General features: G+C 72.9%; 12 protein-coding genes and 1 pseudogene. 8 read left to right on the top strand and 5 right to left on the bottom strand.

What is annotated here, in order from left to right; genetic code table 11:
* Window positions 1-36: 36 nt before the first annotated feature.
* Entirely contained in the window at window positions 37-1935 is a 1899-nt protein-coding gene (locus tag B072_RS0131640; RefSeq protein WP_018533981.1) for an ABC transporter ATP-binding protein, read from the bottom strand.
* A gap of 204 nt (window positions 1936-2139) precedes the next feature.
* Here B072_RS0131640 and B072_RS0131645 point away from each other — a divergent pair, with 204 nt between their 5' ends.
* The 3 genes from B072_RS0131645 (at window position 2140) to B072_RS0131655 (ending at window position 5652) form a co-directional block, all read left to right on the top strand.
* Window positions 2140-4413, top strand: coding sequence for a glycoside hydrolase family 3 N-terminal domain-containing protein (locus B072_RS0131645; RefSeq protein ID WP_018533982.1), 2274 nt, complete (start codon window positions 2140-2142; stop codon window positions 4411-4413).
* A gap of 19 nt (window positions 4414-4432) precedes the next feature.
* Window positions 4433-5209 carry a crotonase/enoyl-CoA hydratase family protein gene (locus B072_RS0131650; protein WP_018533983.1) on the top strand — a complete coding sequence of 259 codons (777 nt, stop codon included), beginning with the start codon at window positions 4433-4435 and terminating at the stop codon, window positions 5207-5209.
* A 107-nt stretch (window positions 5210-5316) separates the two neighbouring features.
* Complete coding sequence (locus B072_RS0131655) at window positions 5317-5652, top strand: DUF1330 domain-containing protein (protein ID WP_018533984.1); 336 nt, start codon at window positions 5317-5319, stop codon at window positions 5650-5652.
* A gap of 17 nt (window positions 5653-5669) precedes the next feature.
* On the opposite strand, the gene B072_RS44545 is transcribed toward B072_RS0131655, so the two are convergent.
* From B072_RS44545 to B072_RS48400, 3 genes are read right to left on the bottom strand one after another with little or no spacing between them, the layout of a single operon-like run.
* Window positions 5670-6632, bottom strand: coding sequence for an NAD(P)/FAD-dependent oxidoreductase (locus tag B072_RS44545; RefSeq protein WP_018533985.1), 963 nt, complete (start codon window positions 6630-6632; stop codon window positions 5670-5672).
* Window positions 6629-8059, bottom strand: a complete 1431-nt coding sequence (locus B072_RS0131665) for an FAD-dependent oxidoreductase (RefSeq protein WP_018533986.1) — start codon at window positions 8057-8059, stop codon at window positions 6629-6631. The genes B072_RS44545 and B072_RS0131665 overlap by 4 nt, the downstream gene beginning before the upstream one ends.
* Window positions 8056-8208: a hypothetical protein gene (locus B072_RS48400; RefSeq protein WP_018533987.1), complete on the bottom strand. Its 153-nt coding sequence runs from the start codon at window positions 8206-8208 to the stop codon at window positions 8056-8058. The genes B072_RS0131665 and B072_RS48400 overlap by 4 nt, the downstream gene beginning before the upstream one ends.
* Before the next feature lie 288 nt (window positions 8209-8496).
* Here B072_RS48400 and B072_RS44550 point away from each other — a divergent pair.
* The 5 genes and pseudogenes from B072_RS44550 (at window position 8497) to B072_RS45795 (ending at window position 13756) form a co-directional block, all read left to right on the top strand.
* Window positions 8497-9306, top strand: a pseudogene (locus tag B072_RS44550) (SAM-dependent methyltransferase).
* A 102-nt stretch (window positions 9307-9408) separates the two neighbouring features.
* Window positions 9409-9585, top strand: coding sequence for a hypothetical protein (locus B072_RS48830; protein ID WP_018533990.1), 177 nt, complete (start codon window positions 9409-9411; stop codon window positions 9583-9585).
* A 337-nt stretch (window positions 9586-9922) separates the two neighbouring features.
* On the top strand, window positions 9923-11173 hold the full coding sequence (locus B072_RS0131685; protein WP_018533991.1) for a L,D-transpeptidase: 1251 nt from the start codon (window positions 9923-9925) through the stop codon (window positions 11171-11173).
* A gap of 160 nt (window positions 11174-11333) precedes the next feature.
* Window positions 11334-12575 carry a hypothetical protein gene (locus B072_RS44555; RefSeq protein ID WP_018533992.1) on the top strand — a complete coding sequence of 414 codons (1242 nt, stop codon included), beginning with the start codon at window positions 11334-11336 and terminating at the stop codon, window positions 12573-12575.
* The gene (locus B072_RS45795; RefSeq protein ID WP_018533993.1) at window positions 12572-13756 is read left to right on the top strand and encodes a hypothetical protein; all 1185 of its coding nucleotides are present in this window, start codon (window positions 12572-12574) and stop codon (window positions 13754-13756) included. The genes B072_RS44555 and B072_RS45795 overlap by 4 nt, the downstream gene beginning before the upstream one ends.
* 15 nt (window positions 13757-13771) lie before the next feature.
* On the opposite strand, the gene B072_RS0131700 is transcribed toward B072_RS45795, so the two are convergent.
* Window positions 13772-15235: an NAD-dependent succinate-semialdehyde dehydrogenase gene (locus B072_RS0131700; protein ID WP_018533994.1), complete on the bottom strand. Its 1464-nt coding sequence runs from the start codon at window positions 15233-15235 to the stop codon at window positions 13772-13774.
* Between the last annotated feature and the right edge of the window lie 12 nt (window positions 15236-15247).

The following is a 15247-nucleotide window of genomic DNA, read 5'->3' on the forward strand; positions in this document are numbered from 1 at the left end:
TCCGTGGCCGGGCGCCCGGCACCCGCGGCGGCGCGCTCACGCGGCTTCGACCGCAGTCTCCCGCTCCCCCGCCGCGAACTGGGTCCGGTACAGCTCGGCGTACCGTCCGCCGGCGCCGACGAGTTCGTCGTGGGTCCCCCGCTCGACGATCCGTCCGTCCTCCACGACCAGGATCTGGTCGGCCGAGCGCACCGTCGACAGCCGGTGCGCGATGACCACGGCGGTGCGCCCCTCCAGCGCTTCCGCCAGGGCTTCCTGCACGGCGGCCTCGGACGTGTTGTCGAGGTGCGCGGTGGCCTCGTCGAGGATGACGACGCGCTGCTGGGCGAGGAGCAGGCGGGCGATGGTCATCCGCTGGCGTTCGCCGCCGGAGAGGCGGTAGCCGCGCTCGCCGACGACGGTGTCGAGCCCGTCGGGCAGTTCGCGCACCAGGGTTTCGAGGCGGGCCCTGCGCAGCACGTCCCACAGGTCGTCCTCGCTCGCTCCGGGCCGGGCGAGCAGCAGGTTGGCGCGGACGGAGTCGTGGAAGAGGTGTCCGTCCTGGGTGACCATGCCGAGCGTGGCGCGCATCGAGGTGGCCGTCAGGTCGCGTACGTCGACGCCGCCGATGCGGACGGCGCCCGCGTCGGTGTCGTAGAGGCGGGGCAGGAGTTGCGCGATGGTCGACTTCCCGGCGCCGGAGGATCCGACGAGGGCGACGGTCTGGCCGGGTTCGGCGCGGAACGAGACGCCGTGCAGCACTTCGGCGCCGCCCCGGGTGTCGAGCGAGGCGACCTCCTCCAGCGATGCCAGGGAGACCTTGTCGGCGGACGGGTAGCCGAAGCGCACGTCGTCGAACTCCACGGCGACCGGCCCCTGCGGCATCGGCTTCGCGTCCGGCTTGTCCTCGATGAGCGGCTTCAGGTCGAGGACCTCGAAGACCCGCTCGAAGCTGACGAGCGCGCTCATGACCTCGACCCGGGCCCCGGCCAGCGAGGTCAGCGGCGCGTACAGGCGGGTGAGGAGCAGTGCCAGCGTCACCACGGTGCCGGCCTTCAGGCTGCCGTCGAGGGCGAAGTAGCCGCCGAGGCCGTAGACGAGGGCCAGCGCGAGGGCGGAGACGAGCGTGAGCGCGGTGATGAACGCCGACTGCGCCATCGCCGTCCGTACCCCGATGTCACGCACCCGCCGGGCCCGCGCCGCGAACTCCTGCGACTCGTCCTCGGGGCGCCCGAAGAGCTTGACCAGGGTGGCGCCGGGCGCCGAGAAGCGTTCGGTCATGCGCGTGCCCATGGCGGCGTTGTGCGCGGCGGCCTCCCGCTGGAGGCGCGCCATCCGGGCGCCCGTCCGGCGGGCCGGGAGCACGAAGACCGGGAGCAGGAGCAGCGCGAGGAGGGTGATCTGCCAGGACAGGGTGAGCATGACGGCCAGCGTCAGGATCAGCGTCACCACGTTGCCCACGACGCCGGACAGCGTGTTGCTGAAGGCGCGCTGCGCGCCGATGACGTCGTTGTTGAGGCGGCTGACGAGCGCGCCGGTACGGGTGCGGGTGAAGAAGGCGACGGGCATCTTCTGCACGTGGTCGAAGACGGCGGTACGCAGGTCCAGGATCAGTCCTTCGCCGAGGTTCGCGGAGAGCCAGCGGGCCAGGAGTCCGATGCCGGCCTCGGCGAGCGCGATCACCGCGATGAGGACGGCGAGCCGGACGACGCGGCCCTGGTCGTGGCCGCCGACGATGACGTTGACGACGTCGCCCGCGAGGAGCGGGGTCGCGACGGCCAGCAGCGCGGTCAGGATGCTCAGGAACACGAACTGGGCGATGCGCCGCCGGTGCGGTCGTGCGAAGGCGGCGATGCGGCGCAGGGTCGCGCGGGCGAAGGGGCGGTTCTTCGGTCCGCCGCTCTGGGCGTTCATGACGCTGTGCAGCTGCGTCCAGGCTGTGGTCTCCATGCTCATACCGATGACGGTATGACCTCAAGCTAACTTGAGGTCAACATCCCGCCCGCGGAGTTCGCGGGGACAGGATGAGGGAAGATCGCGCGGACGCCCCCGACACCCCTGTCGCATCTCTTGACCCGCTGGTCACAGGAACGTAACTTCACTTCAATTCTTGTGCCCACCACACAAGTTGTGGGTCTCGGACTATCGGGAAGCGAAGACATGCCGGAGCTACGAAGGCGTACTCTGCTGTCCGCGATCGGCGTCACCGCCGCCGCGGGGGCCGTCGCGACCAGTCAGACCCCGGTCGCGTACGGGGCCGGGGAGCAGCGTGGGGCAGCGTACGAGGACAAGATCCAGGCCCTCCTCTCCCGTATGACTCTCGAAGAGAAGCTGGGCCAGCTGCAGCAGCTTCCGTGGGCGTACGACCTGAATCCGGGCTCGGGCTCGACGAAGGAGGTCGAGGACGCGGCACGCTCGGGCCGGCTCGGCTCGGTGCTCAGCATCTTCGGCGCGAAAACGACGAACACGCTGCAGCGTCTGGCGGTCGAGGAGTCCCGCCTCGGCATCCCGCTGCTCTTCGGCCTGGACGTGATCCACGGCTTCTGGACGAACTTCCCGATCCCGCTCGCGCAGGCCGCGAGCTTCGACCCCGAGGTGACGCGCACGGACGCCGAGGTGTCCGCGAAGGAGGCCCGCTCCAACGGCGTGCACTGGACCTTCTCGCCGATGATGGACGTCACGCACGAGCCGCGCTGGGGCCGGATCGCGGAGGGGAACGGCGAGGACCCGTACCTGACGGCCCGGTTCGCGGCGGCGAAGGTGCGCGGCTATCAGGGTTCGGGCTACGGCGCCAAGGAGACCCTCGCCGCCTGCGCCAAGCACTTCGTCGCGTACGGAGGCGCCGAGGGCGGCCGCGACTACAACACGGTGGACGTGTCGGAGTCCCGGCTGCGCAATCTCTATCTCCCGCCGTTCAAGGCGGCGCTGGACGCCGGCGTGGCGACGGTCATGGCCTCGTTCAACACCATCAGCGGCGTCCCCGCCCACGGCAACGCGCACACCCTGACCGACATCCTCAAGCGGGAGTGGGACTTCGACGGGATGGTGGTCAGCGACTGGACGGGCGTCCAGGAGCTGATCGCGCACGGCTTCGCCGAGGACGGGGCGGACGCGGCGCGGCTCGCGCTGAACGCGGGCGTCGACATGGAGATGTCGAGCACGAACCTCCTCACCAACGGCAAGAAGCTGCTGCGCGCGGGGAGGATCAAGCAGCAGCGGATCGACGACGCGGTGGCGCGTGTGCTGCGGCTGAAGTACGCGCTCGGGCTCTTCGACGATCCGTACGTGGACGAGGACGCGGCGATCACGGAGCCGTCGGGAGGCGCCCGGAAGGCGGCGCGCGCGGCGGCGGCCCGCTCGATGGTGCTGCTCAAGAACGAGGACGGCGCCCTGCCGCTGAAGAAGTCGGTCGGCTCCCTCGCGGTGGTGGGCCCGTTCGCGGACTCCACCGACCTTCTCGGTACGTGGGTGGTGCCCGCGTCGGCGGAGAAGTTCCCCGCGGTGAAGATCCTGGACGCCGTCAAGAAGGCCGCGCCGGACGCGAAGGTGACGTACGCGCGGGGTGTCGACCCGGAGGGCGAGGACACCGCGGGGATCGACGCGGCGGTGGCGGCGGCCAAGGCCGCGGACGTGACGGTCGTGGTCGTGGGCGAGCCCGCGTCGATGAGCGGCGAGGCGTCGGCGCGCAGCGGCATCTCACTGCCGGGCGCGCAGGAGAAACTGATCGCCGCGATCGCGGAGACCGGCCGGCCGTTCGTGGTGGTCCTCGTCAACGGCCGCCCGCTGACGGTCGGCGACTGGCTGGACAAGGCGCCCGCCGTCCTGGAGGCCTGGCATCCGGGCACCGAGGCGGGCCACGCCGTGGCCGACGTCCTGTTCGGCGCGGTGAACCCGGGCGGGAAGCTGCCGGTGTCGTTCCCGCGCACGGTCGGGCAGATCCCGATCCACTACAACCACGAGTCGACGGGCCGCCCGTACGACGCGGACAACAAGTACACGTCGAAGTACCTGGACCTGCCGCCGACGCCGCAGTTCCCGTTCGGTCACGGTCTCAGCTACACGACGTTCGCCCTCGGCACGCCGAAGCTCAGCCGCGGGAGCGTCTCCGCGGGGGCGCTGCGCAAGGGCGACACGGTCGAGGTGTCGGTGTCGGTGCGCAACACCGGCAAGCGCTCCGGCGACGAGGTGGCCCAGCTGTACGTCCAGGACGTCGCGGCCAGCATCACCCAACCGGTGCGCAGGCTGCGGGGGTTCAAGCGGGTCACGCTCGACGCGGGCGCCTCCACGACGGTCCGGTTCCGGCTGTCCGCGGAGGACCTGGGGTTCTGGACGAACGATCCGGGCGGTGAGTTCCTTGTGGAGGAGGGGACGTTCAAGCTGTATGTCGGTACGAGTTCGACGGCCGACGCCGAACTCACCCTGAAAGTCGGCTAGTTCACCCGGGAGCACCGAGATGTCACCTTCGCCCGTCCGCGTCGAGCGCACCGCGCACGTCACCACGGTGATCCTGTCCCGCCCGGAGGCCCGCAACGCGGTCGACGGCGCGACAGCGATCCAACTGGCCGATGCCTTCAGGGCGTTCGAGGCGGACGAGGCGGCGCGGGTGGCGGTGCTGTGGGGCGAGGGCGGAACGTTCTGCGCGGGCGCGGACCTCAAAGCCGTCGGCACGGAGCGCGGCAACCGGGTGGCGCCCGACGGGGACGGGCCGATGGGCCCGACCCGGCTTCGCCTGTCCAAGCCGGTGATCGCGGCGGTGAGCGGGCACGCGGTGGCGGGCGGTCTGGAACTGGCGCTCTGGTGCGATCTGCGGGTCGCCGAGGAGGACGCCGTGTTCGGGGTGTTCTGCCGCCGCTGGGGCGTCCCGCTGATCGACGGCGGCACGGTCCGGCTGCCCCGCCTGATCGGCGAGAGCCGGGCCATGGACCTGATCCTGACCGGCCGCCCGGTCCCGGCGCCCGAGGCCCACGCGATGGGGCTCGCCAACCGCCTCGTACCGCCGGGCCGGGCCCGCGCCGAGGCGGAGGCGCTCGCCGCGCGGCTCGCGGAGTTCCCGCAGGCGTGCCTGCGCAGCGACCGGGCGTCGGCGCGGGAGCAGCACGGCCTGACCGAGGAGGAGGCGATGCGCGCCGAACTCCGGCACGGTGTCGGCGTGTTGCAGGAGGGCCTCGAAGGGGCGGGCCGGTTCGCGTCCGGGGCGGGCCGGCACGGGTCGTTCGGCGAGCCCTCCTAGAGCGAGCGTCGGTCCGCCCTTACCCGGCGGGTAATCGCCGCGCACCGGCGGCCGCGGCTACGTTCGGGCCCTCTGGACACCCCGAGTCCGACGACGAGGAGCCGACCATGTCCGCCTTCGGGTTCGCGCATCTGCGCAGCCGTCGCCCGCACCCCGACATCCTGGAGTACTTGGAGCGCATCCAGGCCACCCTCGATCCGTTCGACGGCCGGTTCGTGGTCCACGGGCCGCCGGCCGAGGTGGTGGAGGGAACCTGGCCCGGCAGCATGGTGCTCATCGAGTTCCCCGATCTGGCCACGGCCCGCGCCTGGTACGCCTCGCCCGCGTACCAGGAGATCCTGCGGCTGCGGACCGACCACATCGACGGGGACGTGCTGCTGATCGAGGGCGTCGGCGCGGACTACGACCCGCGCGAGCGGGCGGCGAAACTCCGGGCCGGCTGAGGCGGCCGCGTCCCGTCTCACCCGGCCCGGATGTCACGCAGCACGGCCGCGGCCGCCCGGCGCCCCTCCGCCGCTGCCGCCCGTGCCGACCAGGTGACGTGCACGAGGTTGCCGAGCGCGTACACACCGCTCCGGGTGCTGTGCCAGCCGCCGTCCACCCGAGGGCCCCGGGTGGACGGATCCATCGACAGCCCTCCTCTGCGGGCCAGTTCGTCCTCCGGGACGAAGTCGCCGGTGAGGACCAGTGTGTCGCAGGGCAGCACCGCCGAGCGGCCGTCGGCGTGCCGCACGCGGACACCGGCCACGCGCGAGTGGCCGAGGATCTCGGTGACCGCGGTCCGGGTGAGGACCGGGACGCCGTGGCGGAGCCGGGCGTCGGCCTCGCGGGCACTCGCGGGGCTCCGGGTGATCAGGGCGGTGACGGCGACGCCCGCGCTGCGCAGCGTGGCGAGCGCCGCGTGGCCGACGGGTGCACCGCCGACCACGACGGCCCGCGTCCCCACGTGCTGCCCGAAGAGGTGGACGGACTGCTGGAGTTCGCCGGTGGTGAGGATGCCGTCGGGGCGGGTGCCGGGGATCAGCCGGGCGGCGCGGGGGCGTTCGCGGGCGCCGGTGGCGAGCAAAACAGCGCGGGCGGTGATCCGCTCGTGCCCGTGGGCGCCGACGGTGTCGAGGGCGGGCGTCGTGGAGTCCGCCCAGCCTAGGGCGGTGACACCGGTACGGACGGTGGCGCCCGCGGCCTCGGCGTCCCACACGGCGCGGCTCGCGTACGCGGGCCCGTTCAGCGGCCGCCGGCGCGGCCCGAAGCCGCCGTGCAGGCAGTACCGGGGCGTCCCGCCGGCCGCCTGCTCACGCTCCAGCACCTCGACGGCTCCGACGCCCGCCGCGGCCAGCCGTTTCGCGGCCTCCAGCCCGGCGGGCCCGCCCCCGACGATCAGCACGTCGACCGCCCGCGCCGCACCGCTCCCCGCGCCTGTCACCCCCGCGCCCCGTTCCCCCGCCCGAACAGCTCCCGCACCGCGGCCCCGCACGCCGCGCCCTGGCAGCGGCCCGCGCCCGCGCGGGTTCTGCGGCGCAGTCCGGCGAGGGACGCGGGCGGGATCGTGGTGGTGAGCGCGGCGCGGATCTCGCCGCGGGTGACGCGCTCGCAGTGACAGACGAGGACACCGAACTCCGGATCCCTGGCGATGAGTTCGGGCCGCTGGTAGGGGCGCGGGAACGCCTCGCCGAGGTTGGGCACGGTCACGGGCGGCAGTTCGCGCGGCGTGCCGAGCGCGGCGCATCCGCTGTCGGCGAGTAGGTCGGCGACGTACGCGGCGATGCCCATCGACGCCGTGAGCCCTGTGGAGCGGATGCCGCCGACGGTGACGTAGTGCCGTCCCGGCCGGGCGTCGATGCGGTAGTCGTCGTGGCCGGTGGCGGCGCGCAGTCCGGCGTGGACGGCGACGATCTCCTCGTCGACGAGCCGCGGCAGGATGCGCCGGCTCCGGGCGCGCAGCAGGTCGATGGCGTCGGCCGTGCTGTGCGTGGCCCGTTTGGCGTCGTCCCCCGACAGGTCCTCGGCCGTCGGGCCGAGCAGGACGTGGCCGTGGACGGTCGGGGTGACCAGGACGCCTTTGCCGCGCACGGTGGGCACGGGCAGCAGGATGTGCCGCACGAGGTCGCGGGCGAACGTGTCGTAGACGATGAGCTGGCCCCGGCGCGGGGTGACGGTGAACGTCTCGTGGCCGAGCATCCGGTCGACGGTGTCGGCGTGCAGGCCCGCGGCGTTGACCAGCCATCGAGTGGTGAGCGAGCCGCGCCCCGCGACGATGAGCCGATGCGTCCCCGTACCTGATCTGACGTTCTCCACACGGGAGTTGAGGTGCAGGTCGACCCCCGCGCGGACCGCCTGGGTGGCGTACGCGAGCGTGGTCGTCCAGGGGCAGATGACGCTCTCGCCGGGTACGTCGAGTGCGCCGAGCGCCCCCGGTCCCAAGTGGGGCTCACGGGACCGGAGTTCCTCCACCGGAATGGGGCGGACGGCGTGGTGGCCGTTCCGTTCGGCCTGGGCGGCGAGCCCCGGCAGGGCGGCGAGCTGGTCGGGGTCCCAGGCGATGAGCAGGGCGCCGACCGGTTCGACGGGGATGCCGGACTCGGCCGCGTAGGAGGCGAGGCGGCGGCTGCCGTCGCGGACGAGCCGCGCCTCCAGCGAGCCCGGCGCGGCGTCGAAGCCGGTGTGCAGGATCGCCGTGTTGGCCTTGGAGGTGCCCTCGCCGATGTCGTCCGCCGCGTCGAGGAGCGCGATCCGCGCTCCGGGCGCCCTCCGCACCAGCTCCCGGGCGAGCGCGCAGCCGACGACTCCGGCGCCGACGACCGTGATGTCGTACGTGGCGGCGGGCAGCGGCCCGACACGGGTGACCGTCACGACGCGCGGCCCACGGCGGCCCGGAAGACTGCGAGGCGTCCCCCCGCGACCGCGCCCTTCGCGCCGAGGTCGCCGGACGCCGGGCGGACGGCGCGCGCTTCGGTGCCGAAGGCGCCCTGGTCGACGGCGAGCACGGGTCCGCTCACCATGGCGCCGTCACCCCATCCCCCGGTCCGTGATCTCCGCCGGTCAGCCTGCGCCACCCGGACGACCGCCGTCAAGGACACCAACTCCACCGCATCCCGGGGTGGTTGGGTCGGCCGGGTCCCGACGGGGGCGCCCCGAGATCCCGGCCCGCGGCGCGCCTCCGCATGGTCCGTCCCGCCCTTCTCGTATCAGGCGTGACGCCCCTCCCCCCGCGTCACGCCGGTACGGCAGGATGACACGGAGCGTACGTACGCATCCCGAACAGGCCGCACCGAAAAGGGAGTTGCCCCATGACGGACACGTCCTCCGGTACATCGCGCAGCGACACCGACACACCGCACCCGGCCCGGGTCTACGACTGGTTCCTCGGCGGCAGCGACCACGGCCCCGCGGACGAGGCGCTCGGCCGGCAGATCGTGGCGATGGAGCCGACGGCCAAGTACGGCGCGCGGCACAACCGTTGGTTCATGCAGCGGGCGACGAGGATGCTCGCGGCACGGCTCGGGGTGCGCCAGTTCCTCGACATCGGCACCGGCATCCCCACCGAGCCGAACCTGCACCGCGTGGCGCAGACCGCGGCGCCCGAGGCGAGCGTCGTGTACGTGGACAACGATCCGCTCGTCCTCACCCACGCCCAGGCACTCCTGAACGGCACGCCGGAAGGCGTCACCCGCTATCTCCAGGCGGACGTCCGCGAGCCGCGGAAGATCCTCGATCTGGCCGGTTCCGTCCTGGACTTCGACCGGCCCGTGGCGGTGTAACTGATCGCGCTGCTGCATTTCGTCCCCGACGAGGCGGGCGCGTACGACCTCGTGCGCACCCTGGTGGACGCGCTGCCCTCCGGCAGCCATCTCGTCCTGTCCCACCTCGCGTCCGACCACGACCCGGAGCGCACCCGGCAGGCCGTCGACATGTACGCGGCCGGCGGGGTCACGCTCGTACCGCGCTCCCGCGAGGAGACGGCCACGTTCTTCACCGGTCTCGATCTGCTCGATCCGGGCATCGTGTGGCTGCCGGACTGGCACCCGGAGCTCGCCGTCGACGAAGAGCGGAACGGGAGCCCGGTTCCGCTGTACGCGGGAGTGGCGCGCAAGCCCTGACAGGACTTACTCGTGCGAACGACCATGGCGAACATCACACATGGCGATACCCACGTCACCGACCGAAGCGGAAAGTCGTACCGATCCCCTACCCTCGTTCACATGTCCTCCACCCCTGCCCCGCGCTCCGCACGCACAGCCGACGTGCTCAACGAGCGGATCCGTGACCTTTGGTCGCGCACCGGTGGGCAGTTGACCGCCGAGGACCGCGCGGAGTACGAGGCACTGGTGACGGAGTGGGCGGCCGCGACCGGTGAAGGAGTCGTACAGAAGGCCTGAGGCCACCGGAACCGGAGGCTCCTCAAGAGCCCGGGCCCCGGGGTTCAGGACTCAGGACTGGGGACGGCTGCCGTGGTTCGCCGCGTGCTTGCGGCGGGCCTTCTTCTTGCGGCGACGCTTCGAGGACATGACGCCTCCTACGGAGATAGCGGGCATTGAGCGCATTTCGCCCACTCACCATTCCACAGGGCCCGCGGTCCCGCGATCCGGCCCGCGCGGCACCCCGTGCCGCTCTCCAAGGGAAAATTAAGACAAGAGGCCCATTTTCCAAGAGTCCGCCCAGATCGCGGAGGCAGCATTCCTGACCGCAGCAGCCATGGATCAGGAAGGCTCGGATGTGGGCGACTCTCGGGATCGAACAGCGCACGAGGCAGCGCGGGCGCGGCAGGCGCGGGCGGACCACTGGTCACGCAGAGGGCTGCTCACCGCCTTCGGCGCGGCCTCCCTGGTGACCGTCGCGGGCTGCGCCGGGGCGGCCGGCGCGGCCGGGGCGAAGACCGCGTCGGCCGGCTCCGGCACGGCCGACAGCGCCACGGTGAGCGTGACCCCGGCGAGCGGCTCGACATCGGCCGACTTCACGAGCCCGGTCACCGTGTCGGTGTCCGGCGGGACGCTCTCGGACGTCCGGGTCACCGCCGACGGCGGGGCCGCCCTCAAGGGCACGTTCAACGACGCCCGTACGACGTGGACGTCCGCCGCAAACCCCTTGTCGGACACGGACTACACCGTCACCGCGAAGGTCAAGGGCGGCGGCTCCACGCACACCTCCACCTTCACCACCAAGAAGCCGGGCGCGACCTTCGTCGGGTACTTCACCCCGGAGGACGGCTCCACGTCGGGCGTCGGCATGCCGGTCTCGCTCGACTTCACGCGGGCCGTCACGGACCGGGCCGCCGTCCAGAGGGCGATCACGGTGACGGCCGATCCGGGCGTCGAGATCGTCGGACACTGGTTCAGCGACACCCGGCTCGACTTCCGGCCCGAGACGTACTGGGCCGCGGGCACGAAGATCACGCTGAAGCTGCGTCTCAAGGACGTGGAGGGCGCGGACGGGGTGTACGGCACCCAGGACAAGGACGTCACCTTCCACATCGGGCGCGAGCAGATCAGCGTCGTCGATCTGAGCAAGAAGTCGATGACGGTGTCACGGGACGGCGAGGAGATCGCCACCTACGACGTCTCGGGCGGCGGCTCCGGGTACGAGACGTGGGCCGGGAAGATGGTGATCTCCGAGCGGTTCGAGGAGACCCGGATGGACTCGACGACCGTGGGCCTCGGCGACGAGTACGACATCGACGACGTGCCGCACGCACAGCGGCTCACCACCTCCGGCACGTTCATCCACGGCAACTACTGGGCGTCCCCGTCGGTCTTCGGCACCAGCAACACCAGTCACGGCTGCATAGGCCTGCGCGACGCGCAGGGCGCGGACGACGCGTCGACGCCGGGGGCCGAGTTCTACAAGAGCTCGATCGTCGGCGACGTGGTGGAGGTGCGCCGCTCCGGCGAGGAGACGGTCGATCCGTCGAACGGCCTCAATGGCTGGAATGTGTCGTGGGCGGACTGGAAGGCGGGCAGCGCGGTCTGAGGCGCCCGGGGCTGAAGTGACGGCATGGATCGAGGCGCATGTTCTGCGCCAGATGTTCACAGCTTCTCCGGAAGACGTTGACGGCGCGCGAAACGCAGTGGCAGGGTCACGGGGCCCGACCGACCATCCCCGGTGAGGGACCGAGGAGCCCCTTGTCCCGATGAACGACAGCGCCGCACCCATCCCCGGCCTCGATCCGACCGGACTCGCACCCGGCCCGGACTGGCGGCATTTCGCCCATACGTACTGGGCCAGGGAACCGGTGGTGGTTCCGGGGGCCGGCGCGCTCGGCCTCGGCCCCGCCGAGACCCACGCCCTGCTGCGGGCCGCCACCGCCGCCGCACCGCCCGAGCGGGTACGGCTCGCCACGACGGACGGCCGGCTGAAGGACCCGGGGCCGCTCCTGCCGGGGCCAGCGGACCCGGACCTCGCCGGGTACGCCGACCGCCTCGCCGGGCATCCGCGGCTCGCCGGAGACGGGTGGCTGCTCACGGTCACGGACCCGCTCAGCCATGACTTCGCGCTGTGGTCGCGGGTGCGGGACGTGCTCGCGGACCTCTGGCGGCACATCGGCCGCGCCCCGCTGCCCGTCACCGCGGACCTGGCCGTCGGCGACCGGCACCACACCGTGGAGGACGAGGCTGTCCGCCCGGACGCGGCCGCCCTGACCTGGGTGCTCGACGGGGAGCTGACGGTACGGGTGCGGCCCGAGCACACGGGCACCGAGTACGAGCTGCGGGCCCGGGCCGGCGACGTGGTCCACTGGCCCGCCGGCAGCACCCACCTCGACCACCGGCCCGGCCGGTGCACCACGCTGCGCCTGACCGTGCCCGCGCGGACGACATCGGCCCTGCCGCTGGTGGCGGACGTCCTCGCGGACCTGATGCGCCGGCACCCCGCCTACGTCGAGGGGCCGATCACGTACCCTCACCCGATGCCCGCCGACCCTGACGGCCGTCTGACCGCGCCGCCCCGACTCACCGCTTCCGCCGACCTGTTCACGGACACCCTGGCCGGACCCGAGCCCGAGCGGGAGCTGCTTCTGCGCTGGGCCGCACTGCGCTCGGCGGCCGGTCTCGACCCGGCGCCGCCGCGCCGACCGGGCATCCGCCTCACCCCCGAGCACCGATTACGACGAGTCGCCGAGATCGTCCGCGCTCCCGGGGACCCCGACAGCCACGGCCCCGCGGTCTGGGCGGCGAACGGACACGCCTGGACGGCCCCGGGAGCCGCAGCGGACCGCCTCCTCGCCCGACTGCGCACGACGCACGACGCCCGCTCCGTGGCAGAGCTCGCGCAGTCGGCCGACACATCGGCCGACGACCCCGAACTGCTCCCCCTGCTGAGCGAGTTGTACCGCTCGCGTGCCGTGGAGGCGACAGGGCCGGAGCGCCGCCGATGAGCACCGTCGGCACAGCGCCCATCGACCGGCTCGACCGGCTCGACTGGGAGCACTTCGCCGCCGAGTACTGGGACCGGCGCCCCGTCCTGTTCCGCGGATCCGCACTCCCGCACGCGCCGTTCGACCGGAACGAGGTCTTCGAGAGCGCCGTCGTCGCCGCGCAACGGCCCGCCGGCCACGACCGGGTCGGCTTCACCGTCGGACAGCGCCGTCTCAGCGACCCCGGGGATCTGCTGCCCGGGCCCGAGGACGGATCGTTCGACGCCTACGACCGGCGCCTTGCGGGGCAGTTGGCGGGCGAATCGTTCTCCCTCGTGATTCGGGGGCTGCACTCACGCCACCACCCCCTCTGGGCACGGGAACGCGACTTCCTCGCGGGCCTGTGGAGCCGGGTCGGGCAGCCCGGCGCGGGCGCGACCACGACGCTCTTCCACGGAACCCGCTCCCCCTCCGAGTCCCGCACCCACCGGGGTGCGACGTTCCTGTACGTGGTCCTCGGCTCCCGGCGCCTGGAGCTCGACCGCGCCGGGCACCGGGTGGCGGCGGAATCGGCCCCCGGCGATCTGCTGTACTGGCCGGCGGGCTATCGCCACACGGCGCCCACCCCGGCCGCCGCGTCACCGCCCTCCGCCACGGCCGGCGTGCACATCGGCATTCCCCGGGAGTCGCCCCGCCCCGGCACCGGCCTGCACTCGCTGCTCGCGCCGGGCCCCAACCCCCTCTCCCCGCAGGGTGGTTGGGGCGGCGACGGCATCCACGTACCGGACGGCGACCCGCCCGACGACCTGCCCGCCGGACTGCCGCCGGTGTTCGCGGCGGCGCTCGACCACTTCCGGCAGGCCGCCCGGCCCGCGGCACTGCAGCGCCGGGTGGTGCGCGAGACGCTGCGCCAGGCCACGAACGGGGGCCTCGGGCCCGTGCCGCCGCCCGCGCGCCCCGGCCACTTCACCGACGACGACGCGGTGCGGGCGACCGAACGCGTGCTGTGGTCCCCGGCCTGCGGGCGGCAGCTCGTCGCGGCGTGCGGGCACGTCCTGGAGACGGACCTGACCGCACCCGAGCTCTCCGCCGTCCTCGGCCTGCTCAACGCGGGAGAGACGGTCCTGGTGAGCGAACTCGCCCCGCGCGCGCGGTCGTTGGTGTCACGGCTCGCCGGGTTCCGCGCGGTGGAGCGGCTGTGAGCGCGGCGCGGCTCGTCACCCGCCCGCCGCCGGGATCGCGAGGTACTTGTACTCCAGGAACTCCTCGATGCCGACGCGTCCGCCCTCGCGCCCGAGCCCGGACTGTTTGACGCCGCCGAACGGCGCGGCCGGGTTGGAGACCAGCCCGGTGTTGAGGCCGACCATGCCGGTCTCCAGTCGTTCGCCGACGCGCAGCGCCCGGTCGAGATCGCGGGTGTAGACGTAGCTGACGAGTCCCCATTCGGTGTCGTTGGCGACGCCCACGACGTCGTCCTCGTCCTCGAACGTGAACAGCGCGGCGACCGGCCCGAAGATCTCCGTGGTGGTGAGTTCGGCGTCGCGGGGCACCTGGGCGAGGACGGTCGGCGGGTAGAAGTTCCCCTCCCCGTCCGGGACTTCACCCCCGGTGAGCACTTTCGCCCCGCGGTCGACGGCGTCCCGCACGAGTCGTACGACCTTGTCGCGGCCGGTGCTGTCGATGAGCGGGCCGACGTCGGTGCCGGGGGCGGTGCCGTCGCCGAAGGTCAGCGCCGCCATGCGGGCCGTGAGCCGGGTGGCGAACTCCTCGGCGACGGAGGTGTGCACGTAGATGCGGTTGGCGGCGGTGCACGCCTCGCCCATGTTGCGCATCTTCGCCACCATGGCGCCGTCCACCGCGGCGTCCAGGTCGGCGTCCTCGAACACGATGAACGGGGCGTTGCCGCCCAGTTCGAGCGAGGTGCGTACGACGGTGTCCGCGCACTGGGCGAGCAGGATGCGGCCCACCTGGGTGGAGCCGGTGAACGACAGCTTGCGGATGCCGCCACCGCGCAGCAGGGGCTCGACCACACCGGCCGCGTCCGACGTGGTCAGGACGTTGAGGACGCCCGGGGGCAGGCCCGCCTCGGTGAGGATCTCGGTCAGCGCGAGGGTGGACAGCGGGGTCTGCGGGGCCGGCTTGAGGATCATCGTGCAGCCCGCCGCGATCGCCGGGCCGATCTTGCGGGTGCCCATCGCCAGCGGGAAGTTCCACGGGGTGATCAGCAGACAGGGGCCGACCGGCTGGCGCAGCACCAGGTGGCGGTTGCGGCCGTCCGGGCTCAGCGCGTACCCGCCGTCGACCCGGACCGCCTCCTCGGCGAACCAGCGGAAGAACTCGGCCGCATAGGCGACTTCGCCGCGGGCCTCGGCGAGGGGCTTGCCCATCTCCAGGGTCATCAGCAGGGCGAGGTCCTCGGTGCGGCTGAGGATGATCTCGTGGGCGCGGCGCAGGATCTCCGACCGCTCGCGGGGTGCGGTCGCCGCCCAGGCGCGCTGCGCCTTCGCTGCCGCGTCCATGGCCCGCTCGCCGTCCTCGGGGCCGGCGTCGGCGACGTCGCAGAGGGTGGCGCCGGTGGCGGGATTGTCGACCGCCATCGTGCGGTGCGCTGCCGCGGGGTGCCAGGTTCCGTCGATGTGGAGGTTCTTGGGTACGGCCGCGATGACGGGGGGTGTGGTCATGGTGGGGCTCCA

This window comes from Streptomyces sp. HmicA12, assembly GCF_000373565.1.
Lineage (GTDB): Bacteria > Actinomycetota > Actinomycetes > Streptomycetales > Streptomycetaceae > Streptomyces.

Excerpts from the sequence above, each read along its gene's own strand:
- B072_RS0131640 (WP_018533981.1), bottom strand. The coding sequence starts at position 1,935 with ATGAGCATGGAGACCACAGCCTGGACGCAGCTGCACAGCGTCATGAAC.
- B072_RS0131645 (WP_018533982.1), top strand. The coding sequence starts at position 2,140 with ATGCCGGAGCTACGAAGGCGTACTCTGCTGTCCGCGATCGGCGTCACC.
- B072_RS0131650 (WP_018533983.1), top strand. The coding sequence starts at position 4,433 with ATGTCACCTTCGCCCGTCCGCGTCGAGCGCACCGCGCACGTCACCACG.
- B072_RS0131655 (WP_018533984.1), top strand. The coding sequence starts at position 5,317 with ATGTCCGCCTTCGGGTTCGCGCATCTGCGCAGCCGTCGCCCGCACCCC.
- B072_RS48400 (WP_018533987.1), bottom strand. The coding sequence starts at position 8,208 with ATGGTGAGCGGACCCGTGCTCGCCGTCGACCAGGGCGCCTTCGGCACC.
- B072_RS48830 (WP_018533990.1), top strand. The coding sequence starts at position 9,409 with ATGTCCTCCACCCCTGCCCCGCGCTCCGCACGCACAGCCGACGTGCTC.
- B072_RS44555 (WP_018533992.1), top strand. The coding sequence starts at position 11,334 with ATGAACGACAGCGCCGCACCCATCCCCGGCCTCGATCCGACCGGACTC.
- B072_RS45795 (WP_018533993.1), top strand. The coding sequence starts at position 12,572 with ATGAGCACCGTCGGCACAGCGCCCATCGACCGGCTCGACCGGCTCGAC.
- B072_RS0131700 (WP_018533994.1), bottom strand. The coding sequence starts at position 15,235 with ATGACCACACCCCCCGTCATCGCGGCCGTACCCAAGAACCTCCACATC.